We start from the raw sequence: 21268 nt of genomic DNA, 5'->3' as shown, positions 1-21268 counted from the left end.
AGTCGCAAACCTATCGCTCTGCCTACGACCGCAACGGTATCGGCAAGCTAACCCAAGCGATCACCGCAGCGAACAAGCCGCATAGCTTCACCCTACAACATCCTCTCCAACCCCACCGCCTTGCTCACCCACGCATTGAACCGTCGCCACAGCCCACCTGGCTCTGTCGTCAACGTGTGCAACTGCCCATTGTCCTCGGTCACCCACACCAGCTTGCCGTCGACCAGCCGCGGCTCGTAGCTCAGCGCCGGGGCCATGCCCTGCAGTGCCAGGTCGCGGGTGTACTCGGCCAGTTGCGGGCTGTCCACTAGCACGCCGACCTCGGTGTTCCACAGCACCGAGCGCGGGTCGAAGTTGAACGAGCCGATGAAGGTCTTCTGCCGATCGAACACGATCGCCTTGCTGTGCAGGCTCGAGTCCGATGCACTGCCGAAGTGATGGATACGCCCGCTGCTGGGGTCGCCGGGCTGGCGGCGCAGTTCGTACAGTTTTACCCCGTGTTCCAGCAGCGCCTTGCGGTACGGCGCATAGCCGCCGTGTACCGCCGGCACGTCGGTGGCCTCCAGCGAGTTGGTCAGCAGGCTCACCGACACCCCGGCGTCGGCATGGCTGGTCAGGTACAGCAGGCCGGTCTCGCCAGGCACGAAGTAGGCCGATACCAGGATCAGCTCATGGTGCACGTCGTTCAGGTCGGGCGCCAACTGCTGGGTCAGCAGCAACCGCGGGTCTGGCTCGGCCTGGGCCAGCACCTTGCTTGGCGCATCCCACAGCGCCTGGTTGTGTGCCCAGATCAACTCGTTGCGCCAGGAATCCAGGCGCGGGTGGGTCTTGTAGGCCATCAGGCGGTCGTACAGTGCCTTGCGCTTTACCCTGGCCTCGCTCAGCGAAGCCTCCAGGCGCTCGCGGCTCACACGCAGGTCGTCGGCGTTCGGGGTGCTGAACATGAAGTCGCCAATCGGTCGGCTCAGGGCGCTGTTCCAGTACTGGTCGAAGCTGTGCCCCAGCTGTTCGGCCACCGGCCCCACGCCCAGCATGTCGATGTCGGTGAAGTTCAGGTTGGGCTCGGCGTCGAAGTATTCGTCACCCAGGTTGCGCCCGCCGACGATGGCCATGCTGTTGTCCACCAGCCACAGCTTGTTGTGCATGCGCCGGTGCTGCAGCGACAGGTTGAACAGCCTGCCCAGGGCACGGGTCACGCCGGTGCTGCGCCCCAGGTGCAGCGGGTTGAACACGCGAATCTGTACCTTCGGGTGCGCCGCCAGGGTGGCGATGACCTCGTCCAGGCCGTCGCTGGTGGTGTCGTCGAGCAGGATGCGCACGCGCACGCCACGGTCGGCAGCCTGCAGCAGTTCGTGCACCAGCGCGCGGGTGCTGAGCCCGTCATGCACGATGTAGTACTGCAGGTCGATGCTGCTCTGGGCGTTACGGATCAGCTCGGCGCGGGCGTGGAACGCCTCGGTGCTGTTGGGCAGCAGGCGAAAGCCGGACCGCCCCTCATAAGCGCTGGCCTGGCGCTGCACCGAACGGCCAAAGGCCGAGTCGCTGGCGGGCAGGGCCTGGGTCACGGTACGGGGCGTGCTGGAGGTGGCGCACCCGGCAAGGGTGAGCGCCAGCATCAGTAACAGCGCGAAGGCCCTGGGTTTGGTCAAAGGGGCATGTCCTTGAGCAGGAAGGCAGTTGGGGGTTGGACCACGCGGGGCGGCGCAACGTTACCCGCCGCGCTCATCCTCGGCCAGTAGACGAATGGCGGTTTCGCCGACCTTGCGCACGGCCGCTTCGATTTCGGCAGTGGCGCGGGCGGCAAAGTTCATGCGCAGGCAGTTGCGGAACTTGCCCGACGCCGAAAAGATGCTGCCCACCGCAATCTGCACACCTTGCTCTAGTAAAGCCCGGTTCAGGCGCAAGGTGTCGAAACTTTCCGGCAGTTCCACCCACAGCACGAAGCCGCCCTGGGGCCGGCTGGCGCGGGTGCCGGCGGGGAAGTAGCGGCTCACCCAGTCGATCATCTGATCGCGGGCGCGCTGGTACTGGCCGCGCACACGGCGCAGGTGCGGCTGGTAGTGGCCGCCCTCGATGAAGTCGGCAATCGCCAGCTGCGGCTGGGTGGCGGTGTAGCCGGTGCTGATGTACTTCATGTGAATCACCCGCTCCAGGTAGCGCCCCGGCGCCACCCAGCCCACCCGCAGGCCGGGTGCAAGGGTCTTGGAGAACGAGCTGCACAGCAGCACGCGGCCGTCGTCGTCGAACGACTTGATGGTGCGTGGGCGCGGGTAGGTGTAGGCCAGGTCGCCATACACGTCGTCCTCCAGGATCGCCACGTCGAAGCGCTGGGCCAGGGTCAGCAGGGCGCGTTTGCGCGCCTCGGGCATGATGTAGCCCAAGGGATTGTTGCAGCTGGGGGTCAGCTGGATCAGCTTGATCGGCCACTGTTCCAGGGCCAGCTCCAGGGCTTCGAGGCTGATGCCGGTGAGCGGGTCGGTGGGGATCTCCAACGCTTTCATGCCCAGGCCCTTGAGGGTCTGCATGGCGCCGTGAAAGCTCGGTGATTCGACCGCGACGATGTCGCCCGGCTGGCACACCGCGCGCACGCTGATCGACAGGGCTTCCTGGCAGCCGGTGGTGATCACCAGGTCTGCCGTGCTCAGGCTGCAGCCCGAATCGAGCATCAGCCGCGCCACCTGCTCGCGCAGGGCTTCGGTGCCGGCGACGGTGTCGTAGTACAGACCGGGCATGTCCTGGCGCCGGCTCAGCTGCGCCAGGCTGCGCAGCAACGGCTTGAGGGTGGGGCTGCCGACATCGGGCATGCCGCGGCCCAGTTGCACCACGTCCTTGCGCGGCACGCTGCGCACCAGCTCGAACACCTGGTCCCATTGCGAGATATCCACAGGGCGCTGGGCCGGGCGGCTGACGTCGGGCAGGGCGGGTAGTGGGCGATGGTCAGGCACGAAATAGCCGGACTTGGGCCTGGGCGCCGCCAGCCCGTGATCTTCCAGCACCCGATACGCCTGCTGCACGGTACTCAGGCTCACGCCATGCTCGACGCTCAGGGCCCGCACCGACGGCAGGCGGTCGCCGGGGCGGTAGAGGCCCTGCTCGATGCGTGCGCCAATCAGTTCGGCGAGGTTGACGTAGAGGGTCATGGCGTACTCCTGGGCGGGCAAGCGGCTGGCAACCGGTACAGATTGGGCAAAAATACAGCATTCAGCGCCGTTATCGACACATCTGTATGGAAATAATACCTGGCGGTTGAATCTGTAATGCCTTGCAACACCCGCGCATCATGGCTGCACGGTTACCCACCCTGGAGGAATGAAGCGATGAACGGCGCGAGCGATGCAGGCCTGCCACTGTGCACCAAAGGCGAGGTGGCGCGACATGAGGCGCCCGCCAGCCCGAGTCGCTGGGCTGTGATGATGCGGCGGTGGCGTTCACGCCATGCGCTGCTTCAGCTCGATGCCGAGCAGCTGCGCGATATCGGCCTGACCCGCGAACAGGCCGTGAAGGAAGGTCTCAGGCCGTTCTGGAGACCCTAGGCCAGTGCCTTGAGGCGGTGCCACAGCATGCCCAGCGCCAACAGCGGCGAGCGCAGGTGCTTGCCGCCAGGGAAGGTGATGTGCGGCACCTGGGCGAACAGGTCGAAGCGCCCGCTCTGCTGGCCGCTGATCGCCTCGCCCAGCAGCCGCCCGGCCAGATGCGTGGCGTTGAGCCCGTGGCCGGCATAGGCCTGGGCGTAGTAAACGTTGGGCCGGTCGCGCAGGCGGCCGATCTGCGGCAGGCGGTTGGCGCCGATGCCGATCATGCCGCCCCACTGGTATTCGATGCGGGTGTCGGCCAGTTGCGGGAACACCTTGAGCATCTTGGGCCGCATGTAGGCGCCGATGTCCTGCGGATCGCGCCCCGAGTAGTGGCAGGCGCCACCGAACAGCAGGCGCCGGTCGGCCGAGAGGCGATAGTAGTCCACGGTCACCTGCTGGTCGCACACCGCCATGTTCTGCGGCAGCAACTCGTTGGCCAGGGCTTCGCTCAGCGGTTCGGTGGCGATGATGTAGCTGCCGGCTGGCAGCACCTTGCCACTGAGCTCGCGGTCCAGGTCGTTGATGTAGGCATTGCAGCACAGCACCAGCGTGTTCGCCCGCACCGAGCCCTTGGCGGTGTGCACGTGCACCTGCGGGCCGTGCTCGATGCGGGTGACACGGGAATGCTCGAACACCTGCACGCCCAGCTGACGCGCGGCCTCGGCCTCGCCCAGCGCCAGGTTCAGCGGGTGCAGGTGCCCCGAGCCCATGTCCACCAGGCCGCCGGCGTAGCGACGCGAGCCGACCACCGTGTGCATCTGATCGGGCTGCACCAGGCGCAGCTCATGGGTGTAGCCCAGTCCGCGCAGCTCGTCGATCTCTTCGCTGAAGCCCTCGAATTCCCGTGGCTTGTTGGCCAGGTCGCAATAGCCCCAGGTCAGGTCGCAGTCGATGGCATGGCGTTCGATGCGCTGGCGCACGATGTCCACTGCCTCCAGGCCCATCAGTTTGAGGCTGCGCACTCCCTCGCTGCCGATCACCGGGGTGAACTGGTCCAGGCCGTGTCCGACCCCGCGAATCAGCTGCCCGCCATTGCGTCCACTGGCGCCCCAACCGATCTTGTGCGCTTCGAGCAGCACCACGCTCAGGCCGCGTTCGGCCAGTTCGATGGCGGTATTGAGGCCCGAAAAGCCGCCGCCCACCACGCACACATCACAGTTCAGCTCGCCTTGCAGGGGCGGGTACGCCGGTTGCCCGGCGCTGTGGGCAGCGTAGTAGGAAGTGGTATGCACGTTTGAAGGATCCTGGTAGGGCTGTGTGGAAAATTTGACACAGCATAGGCGGTGCTTTGATCGGCAGGCAACCGTGGGGCAAAATGGCGCTTCAGCCTTTCCCGCCACGAGTCTGCCATGAGTTGCAACAGTCACAAGATCCGCTTCCTGCGTGAGCAGATCCCGTCGTTCGCCTGCGTGCCGGGCTGCCACGATTGCTGCGGCCCGGTGACCACCTCCAGCGAGGAAATGGCGCGCCTGCCACGCAAGAGCGCGGCCGAGCAACAGGCCGCGCTGGATGAGCTCAACTGTGTGCACCTGGGCCCCGAGGGCTGCACCGTGTACGAGGAGCGGCCGCTGATCTGCCGCCTGTTCGGCACCACCCCGCGCCTGCCGTGCCCCAATGGTCGCGGCCCTGCCGAGATGATCGACCCGCAGGCCGAGCGCCTGGTGCACCAGTACATCGCCAGCACCCGCCAGGTGCTGGTGTAAGGCTCAGTCCGGAATCGGCAGGTTGAGGCTTTCCTTCACCTCTTCCATCACGATGTAGCTCTTGGATTCGCGCACGTGCGGCAGCTTGAGCAGGATGTCGCCCAGCAGCTTGCGGTACGAGGCCATCTCCGAGATGCGCGCCTTCACCAGGTAGTCGAAATCGCCCGATACCAGGTGGCATTCCAATACGTGGGGCAGCTTGAGCACCGCGCGGCGAAACTCTTCGAAAGTGTCCCCCGACTTGTAGTCCAGGCTGATCTCGACGAACACCAGCAGGCTGCCCTTGAGGTGCTGTGGGTTGAGCCGGGCGTTGTAGCCCATGATGATGCCTTCGCGCTCCAGACGCCGGACCCGCTCGGTGCACGGGGTGGTCGACAGGCCGACCTTCTCGCCCAGTTCGGTGAACGAGATGCGCCCGTCGGTCTGCAGGATGCGCAGGATGTTGCGGTCGATCTTGTCCAGTTCACGTTTGCTTTGATGCTGGGTTCTCATAGTGGATGCCCCTCCGTAAAAGCCGACCCTGCCGAGAATTCTCGCCAAATATAGGCTTTTATATAGTGAAAAGCACTGCCTCTACCTTCCTATACTGCGCCCATCCATGCCTTAAACAACAAATGTGTGCGGTACGCCGCCTCGAGGGATAACAACATGCGCGTTCTGGTACTTGGTAGCGGCGTCATCGGGACCGCCAGTGCCTACTATCTGGCTCGTCAGGGGTTTGAAGTGGTGGTGGTCGATCGCCAGCCGGCGGTGGCCATGGAAACCAGCTTCGCCAACGCTGGCCAGGTATCGCCGGGTTATGCCTCGCCCTGGGCTGCACCCGGTGTGCCGCTCAAGGCCATCAAGTGGCTGCTCGAGCGCCACGCCCCGCTGGCCATCAAGGCCACCGCCGACATCGACCAGTACCTGTGGATGGCGCAGATGCTGCGCAACTGCACGGCCAACCGCTATGCGGTGAACAAGGAGCGCATGGTGCGCCTGTCCGAGTACAGCCGCGACTGCCTCGACGAGCTGCGTGCCGAAACCGGCATTGCCTACGAAGGCCGCACCCTGGGCACCACCCAGTTGTTCCGCACCCAGGCGCAACTGGACAACGCGGCCAAGGATATCGCCGTGCTGGAACAGTCCGGTGTGCCCTACGAGCTGCTCGACCGCGACGGCATTGCCCGCGTGGAGCCTGCCCTGGCCAATGTCACCGACATCCTCGCCGGTGCCCTGCGCCTGCCCAACGACCAGACCGGCGACTGCCAGCTGTTCACCACGCGCCTGGCCGAAATGGCGCGCGACCTGGGCGTGGAATTCCGCTTCGGGCAGAACATCGAGCGCCTCGATCACGCGGGCGACCGGGTCAACGGCGTATGGATCGACGGCAAGCTGGAAACCGCCGATCGCTACGTGCTGGCCCTGGGCAGCTACTCGCCGCAACTGCTCAAGCCGCTGGGCATCAAGGCCCCGGTGTACCCGCTCAAGGGCTACTCGCTGACCGTGCCGATCACCGACCCGGCCATGGCCCCGACCTCGACGATTCTCGACGAGACCTACAAGGTCGCGATCACCCGCTTCGACAACCGCATCCGCGTCGGCGGCATGGCCGAGATCGCCGGTTTCGACCTGTCGCTCAACCCGCGTCGGCGCGAAACGCTGGAGATGATCGTCAACGACCTTTATCCTCGCGGCGGCGACCTGAGCCAGGCCAGCTTCTGGACCGGCCTGCGCCCGACCACCCCCGACGGCACGCCGATCGTGGGCGCCACGGCGTTTCGCAACCTGTTCCTGAACACCGGCCACGGCACCCTCGGCTGGACCATGGCGTGCGGTTCGGGTCGCCTGCTGGCCGACCTGATGGCGCGCAAGAAGCCGCAGATCAGCGCCGAAGGCCTCGACATTTCCCGCTACAGCAACAGTCAGGAGACTGCAAAGCATGTCAATCCAGCGCCAGCTCACCAATGAGCGCATGAGCCAGATCGTTACCCACAACGGCACCGTCTACCTGTCGGGCCAGGTGGGTAATGACCTGAACGGCGACGTCGGCCAGCAGACCCGCGAGGTGCTGGCCAACATCGAGCGGCTGCTGGACCTGGCCGGTACCGACAAGAGCCGCGTGCTGTCGGCGACCATCTACCTCAGCGACATCGACACCCAGTTCCAGGCCATGAACACGGTGTGGGACCAGTGGCTGGCCAAAGGCAATGCCCCGGCCCGCGCCACCGTTCAGGCCCGGCTGTGCAATCCGCAGATGCTGGTCGAGATCTCGATCGTCGCCGCCCTGCCGTAATCCGTTACCCAACTCACCCGACTGCCAGAAGGCTGCCGTCATGCGTCCCGCCCGTGCCCTGATCGATCTCCAAGCGCTGCGCCACAACTATCAACTCGCCCGCGAACTGACCGGCGCCAAGGCGCTGGCCGTGATCAAGGCCGACGCCTACGGGCACGGCGCGGTGCACTGCGCCCAGGCGCTGGAGGGCGAGGCCGACGGGTTCGCCGTGGCTTGCATCGAAGAGGCGCTGGAGCTGCGTGCTGCCGGCATCAAGGCCCCGGTGCTGCTGCTCGAGGGCATTTTCGAAGCCAGCGAGCTGCCCCTGATTGCCGAGCAGGACCTGTGGTGCGTGGTGCATTCGCTGTGGCAGCTCGAAGCCATCGAACAGGCAGGCCTGACCCGCCCGATCACCGTGTGGCTCAAGCTCGACACCGGCATGCACCGCGTCGGCCTGCACCCCAAGGACTACCACGGCGCCTACCAGCGTCTGCTGGCCAGCGGCAAGGTGGCGCGCATCGTGCTGATGAGCCACTTCGCCCGTGCCGACGAACTCGACAGCACGGCCAGCAGCGAGCAGGTGGCGGTGTTCGAAGCCGCGCGCCAGGGCCTGAGTGCCGAGGTCAGCCTGCGCAACTCGCCGGCCGTGCTGGGCTGGCCGCAGGTGCCCAGCGACTGGGTGCGTCCGGGCATCATGCTGTATGGCGCCACGCCCTTCGAGGTGCCGCAGGCCCAGGCTCAGCGCCTGCAGCCGGTGATGACCCTGGAATCCAAAGTGATCTGCGTGCGCGAACTGCCGGCCGGCGAGCCGGTGGGCTACGGTGCGAAATTCATCAGCCCGCGCCCCACCCGCGTGGGTGTGGTCGCCATGGGCTATGCCGACGGCTACCCGCGCCTGGCACCCACCGGTACCCCGGTGCTGGTGGCCGGCAAGCGCAGCCAGCTGATTGGCCGCGTGTCGATGGACATGTTGTGCATCGACCTCACCGATGTGCCCGAGGCCGGGCTGGGCAGCCCGGTGGAGTTGTGGGGCAAGCACGTGCTGGCCAGCGACGTGGCGATCCAGGCGGGCACCATCCCGTATCAGATCTTCTGCAACCTGCGTCGGGTGCCGATGGTGTACAGCGGCAATTGAGGCGCCAAAGCGGACGGGCTGCGGGTCGAAGTGTTGTAAATACTGAACGCTGTTGCGATGATACCGTTCAATTTCGACCCCACGTGTTCGTTTAGGAGGGCCCAGGCCTTGGACGTCGGTGAACGACTGCAAGCCATTCGCAAGCTCAAAGGCCTGTCTCAACGCGAGCTGGCCAAGCGGGCGGGCGTGACCAACAGCACCATCTCGATGATCGAGAAGAACAGCGTGAGCCCTTCGATCAGCTCGCTGCGCAAGGTGCTGGGCGGTATTCCGATGTCGATGGTGGAGTTCTTTTCCGAAGAGCTGCAGCCCGAGAACCCGACCCAGATCGTGTACAAGGCCAACGAACTGATCGATATATCCGACGGCGCAGTCACCATGAAGCTGGTCGGCAAGGCCCACGCCAGCCGCGCCATTGCCTTTCTAAACGAGATCTACCCGCCCGGTGCCGACACCGGCGAAGAGATGCTCACCCACGACGGCGAAGAGACCGGCATCCTGCTCGAAGGGCGCCTGGAGCTGGTGGTGGGGCTTGAAACCTTCATCCTCGAGGCGGGCGACAGCTACTATTTCGAGAGCACCAAGCCGCATCGATTCCGCAATCCCTACGATGAGCCGGCCCGGCTGATCAGTGCCGCCACCCCGGCCAACTTCTGAGCCCACGCGCGTCGCCAATGCGCGGCGGATTGTCGCGGCTAAACCCCTTTGGTCTTTAGGGTTGTTTCGGTGAGGCGGGGTTCCCGCTATACTTGCGCGGCCTGCGAAACCGTGGCCGCGGGCGTGACTAGCCACCATGAGGGTGTACGCGTGAATCTAATCAAGACAATGCTGGCCGTACCAGCAGCCGTAGTAGCCCTATGGGCCGTCAACGCCCAGGCTGTGACCAATGACGACATCGCCAAGCGGCTGGAGCCGGTCGGTCAGGTGTGTGTACAAGGGCAGGAATGCAAGGGCATGGAAGTGGCCGCCACTGCCGGCGGTGGCGGTGCCAAGACCCCGGATGAAGTCATCGCCAAGCACTGCAACGCGTGCCATGGCAGCGGTCTGCTGGGCGCACCGAAGATCGGCGATACCGCCGCCTGGAAAGAGCGCGCCGACCATCAGGGCGGCCTGGACGGCATCCTGGCCAAGGCTATCACCGGCATCAACGCCATGCCGCCAAAAGGCACCTGTGCCGACTGCTCGGATGACGACCTCAAGGCCGCCATCGAGAAGATGTCCGGCCTCAAGTAAGCCCGACGCTGCAGCTACAAGGCCCGCCACGTGCGGGCTTTGTCGTTTCTGACGCTGGCCATTGCAGCAAACGCGGGGCATGCTCGGTCCAACCCTGGAATCACGGATGCCTAGGAGGCCGAGATGGCGCACCGCTGTTCGATCGAGATCGCCGTGGACGAAGTGCTGGCGCGTTTGCCGGCGCACATCCACATGGGCCTGCCACTGGGCCTGGGCAAGCCCAACCGCTTCGTCAATGCGCTGTATGCACGGGTGCGTGAGCTGCCCGAGCGGCAACTGACCATCTACACCGCACTGAGCCTGGGCCGCCCGGACCTGGGTGACGGACTGCAGCGGCGCTTTCTCGAACCCTTCGTCGAGCGCGTGTTCGCCGACTACCCCGAACTCGACTACCTGCAGGACCTGCGTCGCGACCGGTTGCCGGCCAACATCCGCGTCGAGCAGTTCTTCATGCAGCCGGGCAGCATGCTGCACAGCCACATGGCCCAGCAGGACTACGTCAGCAGCAACTACAGTCATGCGGCCCGCGACATCAATGCCAAGGGCCTGAACCTGGTGGCGCAGATCGTTGCCGCCCACCCCGAGCGCCCCGGGCACCTGAGCCTGAGCTGCAACCCCGACATCACCCTCGACCTGCTGCCAATGATCGCGCGCCGGCGTGCAGCCGGCGAAACCATCCTGATGCTGGGGCACGTGCACGACGAGCTGCCCTACATGCCGGGCGACAGCGAACTGGCGCAGGACGATTTCGACCTGTTGATCGACGCCCCGGAAACCACTCGGCTGTTCTCCACGCCGAACATGCCCGTCACCACCCAGGACCACTTCATCGGCGTGCACGCCAGCACCCTGGTGCGCGACGGCGGCACCCTGCAGATCGGCATCGGCGCCATGGGTGATGCGCTGGCCGCCGCGTTGCTGGCGCGCCAGGGGGACGCGCCGGAGTACCAGGCGCTGCTCGCCGACCTCGACCTGGCGCCCTGGCAGGTGCTGATCGAGCGTGAAGGCGGCACTGCGCCGTTTGCCCAGGGCCTGTATGGCTGCAGCGAGATGTTCGTGAACGGATTGCTCGCGCTGGCGGAGGCGGGCGTGGTGCGCCGGCCGGTGGCCGACGGGGTGCTGGTGCATGGCGGTTTCTTCCTCGGGCCGCAGGCGTTCTACCAGCGCCTGCGCGAGATGCCGCTGGCGCAGCGCAAATCCTTTGCCATGCACGCGATCAGCTTCATCAACGAGCTGTACGGTGACGAGGCCCTCAAGCGCGAACAGCGCCGCGATGCACGCTTCATCAACACGGTGTTCACCATGACCCTGATGGGGGCGGGGGTGGCCGACCAGCTCGAGGACGGTCGCGTACTGAGCGGGGTGGGCGGGCAGTACAACTTCGTCGCCCAGGCCCATGCGCTGGAAGGCGGGCGTTCCATCCTGCTGCTGCGCAGCTGGCGCGAAGCCGGCGGGGAGGTCAGTTCCAACCTGCTGTGGACCTACGGGCACTGCACCATCCCGCGGCATCTGCGCGATATCGTGGTGACCGAATACGGCATTGCCGACCTGCGCGGGCAGACCGACGCCGAGGTGATTGCGCGGTTGCTGGCGATCAGCGATTCGCGGTTTCAGCCCGGGCTGATGGAGCAGGCGAAAAAGGCCGGCAAGCTGGCGCAGGATTTCGAGCTGGATGCGCGCTTCACGCAGAACACGCCGCAGCGGCTGGAGGCATTGCGTGGGCGGCATGCGCGGTTGTTTGCCGAGTATCCGCTGGGCAGCGATTTCACCGCTGAAGAGAAGGACCTGCTGCGCGCGCTGAACTGGCTTAAGAGCAAGTTCAAGTTGAGCGAGGCGCTGGAGCTGGGCAAGGCGGCACTGGATGCGCCGGGGCCGGAGCGGTATCCCGAGCATCTGCGGCGCATGGGCCTGAGCGAGCCGGACGGGCTGAAGGAGGACCTGTACCAGCGGTTGCTGCTGGCGGCTTTGCAGGCTACCGCGTAGAGCGCTTTCGCCGGCAAGGCCGGCTCCTGCAGGCGGTGGAGCACCTGTAGGAGCCAGTCTTGCTGGCGAAGCGGTCGGTAAGCCTTACTCGATAAAGCTGACCACACCACCGTCCAGCGACTTCACCCGGGCCAGCGACTCGACGCGATAGCCCTGGCTGTCCAGCTCGGCACGCCCGCCCTGGAACGACTTCTCGATCACGATGCCCAGCCCGGCCACGGTTGCGCCGGCCTGCTTGATGATCGAGATCAGCGCCTGCGACGCCTTGCCGTTGGCCAGGAAGTCGTCGATCACCAGCACGCGGTCGCTGCTGTTGAGGTGACGCGGCGAAATCGCCACGGTGTTCTCGGTCTGTTTGGTGAACGAGTACACCGAAGCCACCAGCAGGTTCTCGGTCAGGGTCAGCGACTGGTGCTTGCGGGCGAAGATCACCGGCACGCCCAGCTTCAAACCGGTCATCACCGCCGGGGCAATCCCCGAGGCCTCGATGGTGACGATCTTGGTCACGCCCGCATCGGCGAACAGACGGGCGAACTCGTCGCCAATCAGTTGCATCAGCGCAGGGTCGATCTGATGGTTGAGAAACGCATCGACTTTGAGAACCTGATCGGAAAGCACGATGCCTTCTTCGCGAATCTTCTGGTGCAGTGCTTCCACTGGTGTAATTCCTCGATGTAGCCAAAAGGCCCCGGCAACAAGCCAGGGCAAAGGTGGATTATCTATCGTTTGAGCATGGCGCGGATATCGGCCAGGGCCGTATTGCCACGCACGGCTTTGACTTCCGTGGGTGTATCGTCCAGGCCTTCCCAGGCCAGGTCGTCATCGGGCAATTCATCGAGGAAGCGGCTTGGCGCGCAATCGATGATCTCGCCGTACTGCTTGCGCTTGGCGGCAAAGGTGAAGGCCAGGGTCTGGCGTGCGCGGGTGATGCCCACGTAGGCCAGGCGCCGCTCCTCCTCGATGGTGTCGGCCTCGATGCTGGAGCGGTGCGGGAGGATTTCCTCTTCCATGCCCATGATGAACACGTAGGGAAACTCCAGGCCCTTGGAGGCATGCAGCGTCATCATCTGCACGCCCTCGGCGCCTTCTTCCTCTTCCTGCTGGCGTTCGAGCATGTCGCGCAACACCAGCTTGCCGATGGCTTCCTCGATGGTCATGCCGCCTTCCTCGTCCTTCTCGAGGGTGTTTTTCAACGCCTCGATCAGGAACCAGACGTTGCCCATGCGAAAGTCCGCGGCCTTGTCACTGGAACTGTTGGTACGGATCCAGTTCTCGTAGTCGATGTCGGTCACCATGCTGCGCAGCGCGGCGATCGGGTCTTCCAGCGCGACCTGCTCGCGCACCTTGTCCATCCAGCGTTTGAAGCGCTGCAGGCGATCGGTGAAGCGGCTGTCCAGGTGCTCGCCCAGGCCCAGCTCCTCGCTGGCGGCATACATCGACACCTTGCGCTCGGTGGCGTAGTTGCCGAGTTTTTCCAGGGTGGTGGAGCCGATTTCGCGGCGCGGCACGTTGATCACGCGCAGGTAGGCGTTGTCGTCGTCCGGGTTCACCAGCAGGCGGAAGTAGGCCATCAGGTCTTTTACTTCCTGGCGGCCGAAGAAACTGTTGCCGCCCGACAGGCGGTAGGGGATCTGGTGGTGTTGCAGCTTCAGCTCGATCAGCTTGGCCTGGTAGTTGCCGCGGTAGAGGATGGCGAAGTCGCTGTACGGGCGGTCGGTACGCAGGTGCAGGCTGAGGATCTCCATGGCCACGCGCTCGGCCTCGGCTTCCTCGTTCTTGCAGCGGATCACGCGGATCTCGTCGCCGTGGCCCATCTCGCTCCACAGCTGCTTCTCGAAGGCGTGGGGGTTGTTGGAGATCAGCACGTTGGCGCAGCGCAGGATGCGGCTGGTGGAGCGGTAGTTCTGCTCCAGCATCACCACCTTCAGGGACGGGTAGTCGTCCTTGAGCAGCATCAGGTTTTCAGGGCGCGCGCCGCGCCAGGCATAGATCGACTGGTCGTCGTCACCCACCACGGTGAACTGGTTGCGCGTACCGATCAGCATCTTCACCAGCAGGTACTGGCTGGCGTTGGTGTCCTGGTATTCGTCCACCAGCAGGTAGCGCACCTTGTTCTGCCACTTCTGCAGAATGTCGGGGTGGTCCTGGAACAGCTTGACCGGCAGCAGGATCAAGTCGTCGAAGTCGACCGCGTTGAACGCCTTGAGCGTGCGCTGATAGTGCGCATACACGATGGCGGCGGTCTGCTCCTTGGGGTTGCGCGCGTTCTCCAGGGCCTCGGGCGGCAGGATCAGGTCGTTCTTCCAGGCGCCGATCATGTTCTTGATCTCGTCGACGCCATCGTCCCCGGAGTATTCCTTCTGCATGATGTCGGTCATCAGGGCCTTGACGTCGGTTTCGTCGAAAATCGAGAAACCCGGCTTGAAGCCCAGCCGTTCATGCTCCTTGCGAATGATGTTCAGGCCAAGGTTGTGGAAGGTCGATACCGTCAGGCCGCGCCCCTCGCCGCCGCGCAGCAGGGTGCCCACGCGCTCCTTCATCTCGCGCGCCGCCTTGTTGGTGAAGGTCATGGCCACGATGTACTGGGCACGGATGCCGCAGTTCTGGATCAGGTGGGCGATCTTGCGCGTGATCACGCTGGTCTTGCCGGAGCCAGCACCGGCGAGCACCAAAAGAGGGCCGCCGACGTAGCTCACGGCTTCCTGTTGCCGGGGGTTGAGTCGGGACATGACGTTAACCGGGGGTCGCTGAAAAATAGCCGGGCATTTTAGCAGGCGCAGAGCAATTGTGCCGCGACCGTCTGACAGTGTGACGTACCACGCGATCTTAATTTGCCGCTTTTGATACTTTCCCGCAGGATGCGTGGCGAAATACCGCGGGATCAGGACGAAGGAATGTCGTGAGTTAAAGTGAAAACCATTTACATTTGATGGTTCAGGATCGAGCATCCCGCCCACATCGTCATTGACCGCGTTCTCGTGCTAAGGAGCCAGCTTGTCTACGCTTGTCGAACCGTTGCGTCTGCTTCTGCTGGCGGACGGGCCGCACTGGGCCGTTGCCCTTGGTGAATGCCTGCTGCCGCTGGGCGGTGGCGCGGTGCTGGTGACCGCACCCGGCTGGGACGCGGTCGACAGCCTGTTCGCCCGCGACCGCAACGCGCTGGTGCTGGCCACCCCGGGCTTGCAGCCGGCGCCCGGGCGTTGCGACCTGCCCATGGTGCTGCTGCTGGAGCAGGAGCCGAGCGAGGCGCCGCCGGGTGTGAGCGACTGGCTGGTGTTCGAGCAGCTGAGCGGCGACATGCTGCGCCGCTGCCTGCGCCATGTGCGCGAGCGAGGTGTGCTCGAAGCCACCCTGCAGCGCCTGGCCGAGCAGGACCCGCTGACCGGCATTGCCAACCGCCAGGGCTTCCAGACCCTGCTGGCCGCGCGTCTGGCCGAAAACGACGGGCGCGGTGTGGCCCTCGGGCACCTGGACCTGGACAACTTCCGCCACGCCAACGATGCCCTCGGCCACCAGGCCGGTGACCGCCTGATCCTGCAGGTGGTCAGCCGGCTCAAGCGCCAGCTCGAGGCAGGCGATCAGGTGGCGCGCCTGGGCAGCGACGAATTCGCCCTGCTGATCGACACCCGGCGCGAGCCGCAGCGTGCCGAGTGGATGGCCGAGCGCATCACCGAGGCCCTGGCCGAACCCTACTGGATCGACGGCGAAAGCCTGCTGCTGGGGTGCAGCCTGGGCGTGGCGCATGCCCGTGCGCAGGCTGGTGCCGACCCGCTGATGTGGCACGCGCACATCGCCATGCAGCAGGCCAAGAGCACCCAGGGCTGCACCTTTCACATCTTCAACGAGCGCATCAACCGCAACGCACGCAGCCTGGCCGACCTGGAAAGCGAGCTGCGCCGAGGCCTGCGCCGCGACGAACTGGAACTGCACTACCAGCCACGCCTGGACCTGAGCGACGGGCGCATCGTCGGCCTGGAGGCACTGGTGCGCTGGCGCCACAGCGAGCGTGGCCTGCTGCCACCGAGCGAATTCGTGCCGCTGGCCGAGCAGAGCGGGCTGATCGTGCCGCTGGGGTACTGGGTGATCTCGCGTGCCCTGCGCGACATGCAGGCACTGCGCGAGCAGGGGCTGGCGCCATTGCACATGGCGGTCAACCTGTCATTTCGCCAGTTTCAGGACAGCCAGCTGCTGGCCACGCTGGGGCGGCTGATCGTCGAGCACGGGGTGGATGCGGGCTGGCTGGAGTTCGAACTGACCGAGACCGCAGTGATGCGGCGCAACGACCTGGTCAAGCAGACGATGGACGCGCTGGGACGCTTGGGGGTGCGGTTTTCGCTGGATGACTTCGGCACCGGCTTTTCGTCGTTCGTGCACCTGAACAGCCTGCCGATCGCCCTGCTCAAGGTCGACCGCAGCTTTGTCGGTGGCATGGAGCAGCGCGAAGAGAACCGCAAGCTGGTGCACGCCATGATCAACCTGGCGCACAACCTGAACCTGGAGGTGGTGGCCGAGGGCGTGGAGACCGAGGAACAGCTGGCGTTGCTGCGCAGCTTTGGCTGCGACCAGGTGCAGGGCTTTCTGATCAGCCGGCCGTTGCCGATCGAGCAACTGGTCGAGTATCTGGTGCAGGGGGCGGGGCAGGGCGCAGTGGCGCTGTAGCCCCCGTCGCCGGCATGCGCGAAACAGGGTAGGAGCCGGCCTTGACGGCGAACAGGCCCTCAAGGTTGTACAGAAATCTGTGCCATCTGCGAACTGCCCAGCAACCGCCGCATCCGCCACTCGAACGCCACCGTCAGCCCGATTGCCGCACACGCCAACCCCAGCGCCAGCCCCCACCACACGCCTACCGCGCCGCCGCCCATGGGAAACGCGAACACCCACGCCGCCGGTGCGCCGATCAGCCAGTACCCGGCCAACCCCACCAGGAACGTGGTCTTGGCGTCCTTGAGCCCGCGAATAGAGCCCATCGCGATGGTCTGAATACCGTCGAACAGCTCGAACCACGCCGCCACCATCAACAGGCTCACCGCCACCCGGATCACATCGGCGAAGGCCGGGTCCTGGCGGTCCAGAAACAGCCCCACCAGCGCCTCGGGCATCAGCCAGAACAGCAGCGAGAAACCGAGCATCATCGCCGCGCCAAAACCGATGCCCACGCGCCCGGCCTGACGCGCCGCCAGCAGGCGGTCGGCGCCGTAATGCAGGCCCACACGCATGGTCACCGCGTATGACAGGCCCGCCGGGATCATGAACGCGGTCGAGACGATCTGCAGGGCGATCTGGTGCGCGCCCAGGTCGGTGGTGCCCATGGTGCCGATGCACAGCGCTGCGAAGGCAAACAGCCCGACCTCCACGGTGTAGGTGCCGCCAATCGGCAGGCCCAGGCGCCACAGCTCGCGCAACGCCGGCAGGTGCGGGCGGCTCAGGCCCTGGCGTATCGGGAAGTCCGCGTAGGCCGGGTGGCGACGGATGTACAGCGCCAGTGCGATGGCCATGGCATTGGCCACCAGCGCGGTCACCAGGCCGATGCCCATCAGGCCCAGCTTCGGCAGGCCGAACATGCCTTCGATCAAGGCGTAGTTGAGCAGGAAATTGACCACGGTGCCGACCAGGCTGATCACCATCACCGGCGTCGAACGCCCCAGTGCACTGGTGAACCCGCGCAACGCCATGAAGCTCAGGTAGCCGGGCAGGGCCAGCGGCAGCACCAGCAGGAACTGGCTGGCAAAAGCCACGTTGCCCGGTGTCTGGCCCAGCATCAGCAGCACCGGCGACAGGTTCCACAGTACCAGCGCGGCGACGATGGCCATGCCCCAGGCCAGCCATAGCCCGGCCTGGGTCAGGCGCGTGGCACCGGGGTTGTCGCCCGCACCCTGGCGAATCGCGACCAGGGTACCGACGGCGGCAATCACTCCCAGGCAGAAGATCGACACGAAGGAATAGCTGGCCGCGCCCAGCCCGCCACCAGCCAGGGCCTCGGGGCTGATTTTGGCCATCATCAGGGTGTCGGTGAGCAGCATCAGCATGTGCGCCAACTGCGAGGCGATCAGCGGCCCGGCCAGCCGTAGCAATGCCTTGAGTTCGGTAACGGGCGCAGCCTGCATGATGCAGCTCCTGAAAAGGGAAGGGTGAGCCGTGGATTCTCGGCCTTTGCGGGCCATTGCACAAAAGGATAAAAACGATCATTGGCATGATTAAAACTCATGTGAGTATGATCCGTGCCAACCCGTATTTCATTGCTGGAGCACGCCCGCATGTCACGCCGTTTACCGCCTCTCTACGCCTTGCGGGCGTTCGAGGCCGCTGCCAGGCACAGTTCGTTCACCCGTGCCGCCGATGAGTTATCGATAACCCAGAGCGCGGTCAGCCGGCACATCCGCACGCTGGAGGAGCACTTCGCCTGCCGGCTGTTTCTGCGCAATGGCCGCACCCTGCAGTTGAGCGAGGCGGCGCGCCTGCTGTTGCCCGGTGTGCGCGAGGGTTTCGCCGCACTTGAGCGTGCCTGCAACACCCTGCACAGCGAAGATGGGGTGATCCGCATGAAGGCCCCTTCGACCCTGACCATGCGCTGGCTGCTGGCGCGCCTGAGCCGTTTTCGCCACTTGCAGCCGGGCAACGAGGTGCAGCTCACCAGTGCCTGGATGGACGTCGACCATGTGGATTTCAACCATGAACCCTTCGATTGCGCAGTGCTGTTGGGCGACGGGCATTTTCCGCCGGACTGGGAAGTCAGCCCGCTGTTCCCTGAACTGCTGATACCGGTGGGTGCGCCCGCGCTGCTTGATCAGACGCCCTGGGACGTGGAGCAGTTGAAGGCCTGCGAACTGCTGCATCCCACGCCCGACAAGCGCGACTGGCGCAGCTGGCTGGCGCAGATGGGGCTGACCGAACAGGTCTCGCTCAAGGGCGGCCAGGTGTTCGATACCCTCGAGCTGGGCATGATCGCTGCCGCGCGAGGGTATGGTGTGTCGATGGGGGACTTGCTGATGGTGGCCGAGGATGTCGCCCAGCGGCGCCTGAGCCTGCCCTGGCCGACGGCGGTGGCCAGCGGCCTGAATTACTACCTGGTGTGGCCACGCACGCGTCCCGGTGGCGAGCGTCTGCGCCGGCTCAGCGACTTCCTGCAGGGCGAGGCCCGTGCGATGGACCTGCCCAAGGTGCAGATACTGGGGGCAAATGAGCCCAACATCGGCGATTGAACGTTTGCGCAGAATATCCCTGTGATGCACTCAAGTAATCGATGACGCCGCCGAATCAGTGGGGTCGAGAGCCACAACCAGAATGGCTCCACTTCCCCATGCCGACGGTGCAGCGTGATCAGGATGATCCGGCCCCCATTGCCAGGAGCTTCCATGTCCCAACCCCGTGCCCGAATTGCCTCGCAACTCGGTATTGCCCTGGCCGCCGTGCTGGCGGTCGTCATTACCGGCAGTACGCTGTTTGCCCTGCGCTCGCTCGACAGCGCCAACCTGATCACCCGCCAGGAACACCTGGCCAGCGAGGCACGGCTGCTCGCCGACCAGCTCGACACGTTCCACAGCACCTTGCGCGAGAGTACCCAGCGCCTCAGTGGCCTGTTCGAAAAACGCTTTGCCGGCGGGCTGCGGCTTGCCTCCGACCAGTCACTCAGCGTGGCCGGAGTGGCCACGCCGGCGCTGTACCTGGCGGACCATGCGCTGAACAACGATTTTCGCGAGGTTGACGACTTTCGCCAGATGACGGCGGGTGTTGCCACCGTGTTCGTGCGCAGCGGTGAGGACTTCATTCGTATCAGCACATCGCTGACCAAGCAGGACGGCAGCCGCGCCATCGGCACTCAGCTCGATCACCAGCACCCGGCCTACGCGCGGCTGATGGCCGGGCAGCCCTACGTGGGGCGTGCCGTGCTGTTCGAGCGCTCGTACATGACCCAGTACACACCGGTGCGTGACGTGTCGGGTCGGGTCATCGCGGTCCTGTTCGTCGGCTTCGACTATACCGACGCGCAGAACGCCCAGTTCGACAACCTCCGGCACTTCCGTATCGGCCAGACGGGGTCGCTGGCGCTGCTGGACGAACAGCAACACTGGTTGGTAGCGCCGGCAGGTGTCAGCGACACGGCACTGGCTGCCCACCAACTGGGCGGGTTTGCCGCGCATGCAGGGGAAGGGCGCTTCTGGAACGATGGGGTCGAAACCCTCTATAGCGTGGCCATGCCCTTTGCCGACGGCCCGTGGACAGTACTGGCAAGCATGCCCAAGGCCGAGATTCGTGCCGTGACCTGGAGCGTGGGCGCAAGGTTGGCCATTGGCAGCTTGCTGGCCATGATGCTGGCGGTGGGCGCCACCCTGTGGCTGCTGCGCCGAAAGCTGCGGCCGCTGGCCGACCTGGTGCGTCAGGCCCAGGCCCTGGGCGCGGGCGACCTGAGTGCCCGCCTGGCGGTGGCCAGCCACGACGAAATCGGCCAACTGGCGCGCAGTTTCAATCAGATGAGCGAAGCGCTGGCGAGCACTGTGCTGCACATTCGTGATGCCTCGCAGCAGGTCAGCCAGCGTGCTCAGGCGCTGGCGGGGCTGTCGTCGGGTGCTTGCGAGGGCATGGAGCAGCAGTCGGGCGAAATCACCAGCATGGCCGGTGCAGTCGAGGAGTTCAGCGCCACCTCCCTGAACATCGCTGACAACATGGGCAGCACCGAACGCATGGCCCAGGACAACGCGCAGCAGACGCGCATTGGCCGTGCATCGATGAACGAAGCGTCCACCTCGTTGCAGCAGATCGCGCAGGCGCTGGGCAGCACCGCGACAGTGATCGATACCCTTGGGGTGCGCTCGAAGGAGATTGGCGGCATTGTCGGCACCATCACCTCGATTGCCGAGCGGACCAACCTGCTGGCGCTGAACGCGGCCATCGAGGCGGCACGGGCGGGCGAGCAGGGGCGCGGGTTCGCCGTGGTGGCGGACGAGGTGCGCAACCTGGCGGCGCGCACCCGCGAAGCCACCGACGAGATCTCCGGCATGATCGCCAGCATTCAGCAGGAGACCGGCAACGCCATCAGCACCATGGAGCAGGGCAACCGCTTGATGGAGGACGGCTTGCAACGCAATGCCAAAGTCGCCGAGGCCTTGGCGCGCATCGACGAGCAGAGCCGGGCGGCGGGGCAGCAGTTTGCCGCGATCACCACCGCGACTCAGGAGCAGAGCAGCACGGCGACGTTGCTGAGCAGCAACTTGCAGAGTATTGCGCTGGCCAACAGCGAGCAGCGCGAGGTGGCAGCCAACCTGGCGGCTACGGCGCGGGAGCTGGAGGGTTTGGCGGGGCAGCTGCGGGCAGAAGTGGGGCGGTTTGAGGTGGGGCATTGAGGGCCCCTTCGCCGGCAAGGCCGGCTCCTGCAGTGTAGGAGCCGGCC

General features: G+C 65.4%; 18 protein-coding genes. 11 read left to right on the top strand and 7 right to left on the bottom strand.

What is annotated here, in order from left to right; genetic code table 11:
- Window positions 1-92 precede the first annotated feature (92 nt).
- Both FW760_RS06865 and FW760_RS06860 read right to left on the bottom strand, forming a co-directional pair.
- Window positions 93-1616: a phospholipase D family protein gene (locus FW760_RS06865; RefSeq protein ID WP_116055260.1), complete on the bottom strand. Its 1524-nt coding sequence runs from the start codon at window positions 1614-1616 to the stop codon at window positions 93-95.
- A gap of 93 nt (window positions 1617-1709) precedes the next feature.
- Complete coding sequence (locus FW760_RS06860) at window positions 1710-3140, bottom strand: aminotransferase-like domain-containing protein (protein ID WP_054915471.1); 1431 nt, start codon at window positions 3138-3140, stop codon at window positions 1710-1712.
- A 177-nt stretch (window positions 3141-3317) separates the two neighbouring features.
- Here FW760_RS06860 and FW760_RS06855 point away from each other — a divergent pair, with 177 nt between their 5' ends.
- The gene (locus FW760_RS06855) at window positions 3318-3533 is read left to right on the top strand and encodes a DUF1127 domain-containing protein (RefSeq protein ID WP_078480636.1); all 216 of its coding nucleotides are present in this window, start codon (window positions 3318-3320) and stop codon (window positions 3531-3533) included.
- Here FW760_RS06855 and FW760_RS06850 read toward each other — a convergent pair.
- Window positions 3530-4807, bottom strand: coding sequence for an NAD(P)/FAD-dependent oxidoreductase (locus FW760_RS06850; protein WP_043863327.1), 1278 nt, complete (start codon window positions 4805-4807; stop codon window positions 3530-3532). The genes FW760_RS06855 and FW760_RS06850 overlap by 4 nt on opposite strands.
- 117 nt (window positions 4808-4924) lie before the next feature.
- Here FW760_RS06850 and FW760_RS06845 point away from each other — a divergent pair, with 117 nt between their 5' ends.
- A complete protein-coding gene (locus FW760_RS06845; RefSeq protein ID WP_043863328.1) occupies window positions 4925-5278 on the top strand; it encodes a YkgJ family cysteine cluster protein in 354 nt (117 codons plus the stop codon).
- A gap of 3 nt (window positions 5279-5281) precedes the next feature.
- On the opposite strand, the gene dadR is transcribed toward FW760_RS06845, so the two are convergent.
- Window positions 5282-5770 carry a transcriptional regulator DadR gene (gene dadR / locus FW760_RS06840; RefSeq protein ID WP_042121505.1) on the bottom strand — a complete coding sequence of 163 codons (489 nt, stop codon included), beginning with the start codon at window positions 5768-5770 and terminating at the stop codon, window positions 5282-5284.
- Window positions 5771-5926: 156 nt separating this feature from the next.
- Here dadR and dadA point away from each other — a divergent pair, with 156 nt between their 5' ends.
- The 6 genes from dadA to FW760_RS06810 all read left to right on the top strand — a co-directional run bounded on the left by dadA (window position 5927) and on the right by FW760_RS06810 (window position 11883).
- Window positions 5927-7228 carry a D-amino acid dehydrogenase gene (gene dadA / locus FW760_RS06835; RefSeq protein WP_043863329.1) on the top strand — a complete coding sequence of 434 codons (1302 nt, stop codon included), beginning with the start codon at window positions 5927-5929 and terminating at the stop codon, window positions 7226-7228.
- A complete protein-coding gene (locus FW760_RS06830; RefSeq protein WP_043863330.1) occupies window positions 7200-7553 on the top strand; it encodes a RidA family protein in 354 nt (117 codons plus the stop codon). The genes dadA and FW760_RS06830 overlap by 29 nt, the downstream gene beginning before the upstream one ends.
- A 40-nt stretch (window positions 7554-7593) precedes the next feature.
- Window positions 7594-8667 (top strand): alanine racemase, encoded by a 1074-nt coding sequence (gene alr, locus FW760_RS06825; RefSeq protein ID WP_116052417.1) that lies wholly within the window; start codon window positions 7594-7596, stop codon window positions 8665-8667.
- 108 nt (window positions 8668-8775) lie between these two features.
- On the top strand, window positions 8776-9324 hold the full coding sequence (locus tag FW760_RS06820) for a cupin domain-containing protein (RefSeq protein ID WP_043863332.1): 549 nt from the start codon (window positions 8776-8778) through the stop codon (window positions 9322-9324).
- Window positions 9325-9492: 168 nt separating this feature from the next.
- The gene (locus FW760_RS06815; RefSeq protein ID WP_043863333.1) at window positions 9493-9900 is read left to right on the top strand and encodes a c-type cytochrome; all 408 of its coding nucleotides are present in this window, start codon (window positions 9493-9495) and stop codon (window positions 9898-9900) included.
- Between the two features lie 123 nt (window positions 9901-10023).
- Window positions 10024-11883: an acetyl-CoA hydrolase/transferase C-terminal domain-containing protein gene (locus tag FW760_RS06810; protein WP_088514603.1), complete on the top strand. Its 1860-nt coding sequence runs from the start codon at window positions 10024-10026 to the stop codon at window positions 11881-11883.
- Window positions 11884-11967: 84 nt separating this feature from the next.
- Here the strand turns inward: FW760_RS06810 and FW760_RS06805 are convergent, their stop codons facing one another.
- Window positions 11968-12540, bottom strand: coding sequence for a xanthine phosphoribosyltransferase (locus FW760_RS06805; protein WP_043863335.1), 573 nt, complete (start codon window positions 12538-12540; stop codon window positions 11968-11970).
- A gap of 62 nt (window positions 12541-12602) precedes the next feature.
- Window positions 12603-14612, bottom strand: coding sequence for a DNA helicase Rep (gene rep / locus FW760_RS06800; protein ID WP_043863336.1), 2010 nt, complete (start codon window positions 14610-14612; stop codon window positions 12603-12605).
- Between the two features lie 265 nt (window positions 14613-14877).
- Here rep and FW760_RS06795 point away from each other — a divergent pair, with 265 nt between their 5' ends.
- Window positions 14878-16542, top strand: a complete 1665-nt coding sequence (locus FW760_RS06795) for a putative bifunctional diguanylate cyclase/phosphodiesterase (protein WP_043863337.1) — start codon at window positions 14878-14880, stop codon at window positions 16540-16542.
- Between the two features lie 59 nt (window positions 16543-16601).
- On the opposite strand, the gene FW760_RS06790 is transcribed toward FW760_RS06795, so the two are convergent.
- Window positions 16602-17987 (bottom strand): NorM family multidrug efflux MATE transporter, encoded by a 1386-nt coding sequence (locus FW760_RS06790; protein WP_100634197.1) that lies wholly within the window; start codon window positions 17985-17987, stop codon window positions 16602-16604.
- A gap of 150 nt (window positions 17988-18137) precedes the next feature.
- Between FW760_RS06790 and FW760_RS06785 the strand changes: the two genes are divergently transcribed.
- On the top strand, window positions 18138-19082 hold the full coding sequence (locus tag FW760_RS06785) for a LysR substrate-binding domain-containing protein (RefSeq protein WP_043863339.1): 945 nt from the start codon (window positions 18138-18140) through the stop codon (window positions 19080-19082).
- A 153-nt stretch (window positions 19083-19235) separates the two neighbouring features.
- Window positions 19236-21221, top strand: a complete 1986-nt coding sequence (locus FW760_RS06780) for a methyl-accepting chemotaxis protein (protein ID WP_116052416.1) — start codon at window positions 19236-19238, stop codon at window positions 21219-21221.
- The last annotated feature ends 47 nt before the right edge of the window (window positions 21222-21268 follow it).

This window comes from Pseudomonas sp. 1176_21 (genome assembly GCF_052850635.1).
This window is presented reverse-complemented; position numbering and strand designations above follow the sequence as displayed.

Coding starts and splice junctions, on each gene's coding strand:
- FW760_RS06865 (WP_116055260.1), bottom strand. CDS start 1,616: ATGCTGGCGCTCACCCTTGCCGGGTGCGCCACCTCCAGCACGCCCCGT.
- FW760_RS06860 (WP_054915471.1), bottom strand. CDS start 3,140: ATGACCCTCTACGTCAACCTCGCCGAACTGATTGGCGCACGCATCGAG.
- FW760_RS06855 (WP_078480636.1), top strand. CDS start 3,318: ATGAACGGCGCGAGCGATGCAGGCCTGCCACTGTGCACCAAAGGCGAG.
- FW760_RS06845 (WP_043863328.1), top strand. CDS start 4,925: ATGAGTTGCAACAGTCACAAGATCCGCTTCCTGCGTGAGCAGATCCCG.
- dadR (WP_042121505.1), bottom strand. CDS start 5,770: ATGAGAACCCAGCATCAAAGCAAACGTGAACTGGACAAGATCGACCGC.
- dadA (WP_043863329.1), top strand. CDS start 5,927: ATGCGCGTTCTGGTACTTGGTAGCGGCGTCATCGGGACCGCCAGTGCC.
- FW760_RS06830 (WP_043863330.1), top strand. CDS start 7,200: ATGTCAATCCAGCGCCAGCTCACCAATGAGCGCATGAGCCAGATCGTT.
- alr (WP_116052417.1), top strand. CDS start 7,594: ATGCGTCCCGCCCGTGCCCTGATCGATCTCCAAGCGCTGCGCCACAAC.
- FW760_RS06815 (WP_043863333.1), top strand. CDS start 9,493: ATGCTGGCCGTACCAGCAGCCGTAGTAGCCCTATGGGCCGTCAACGCC.
- FW760_RS06810 (WP_088514603.1), top strand. CDS start 10,024: ATGGCGCACCGCTGTTCGATCGAGATCGCCGTGGACGAAGTGCTGGCG.
- rep (WP_043863336.1), bottom strand. CDS start 14,612: ATGTCCCGACTCAACCCCCGGCAACAGGAAGCCGTGAGCTACGTCGGC.
- FW760_RS06790 (WP_100634197.1), bottom strand. CDS start 17,987: ATGCAGGCTGCGCCCGTTACCGAACTCAAGGCATTGCTACGGCTGGCC.
- FW760_RS06785 (WP_043863339.1), top strand. CDS start 18,138: ATGTCACGCCGTTTACCGCCTCTCTACGCCTTGCGGGCGTTCGAGGCC.
- FW760_RS06780 (WP_116052416.1), top strand. CDS start 19,236: ATGTCCCAACCCCGTGCCCGAATTGCCTCGCAACTCGGTATTGCCCTG.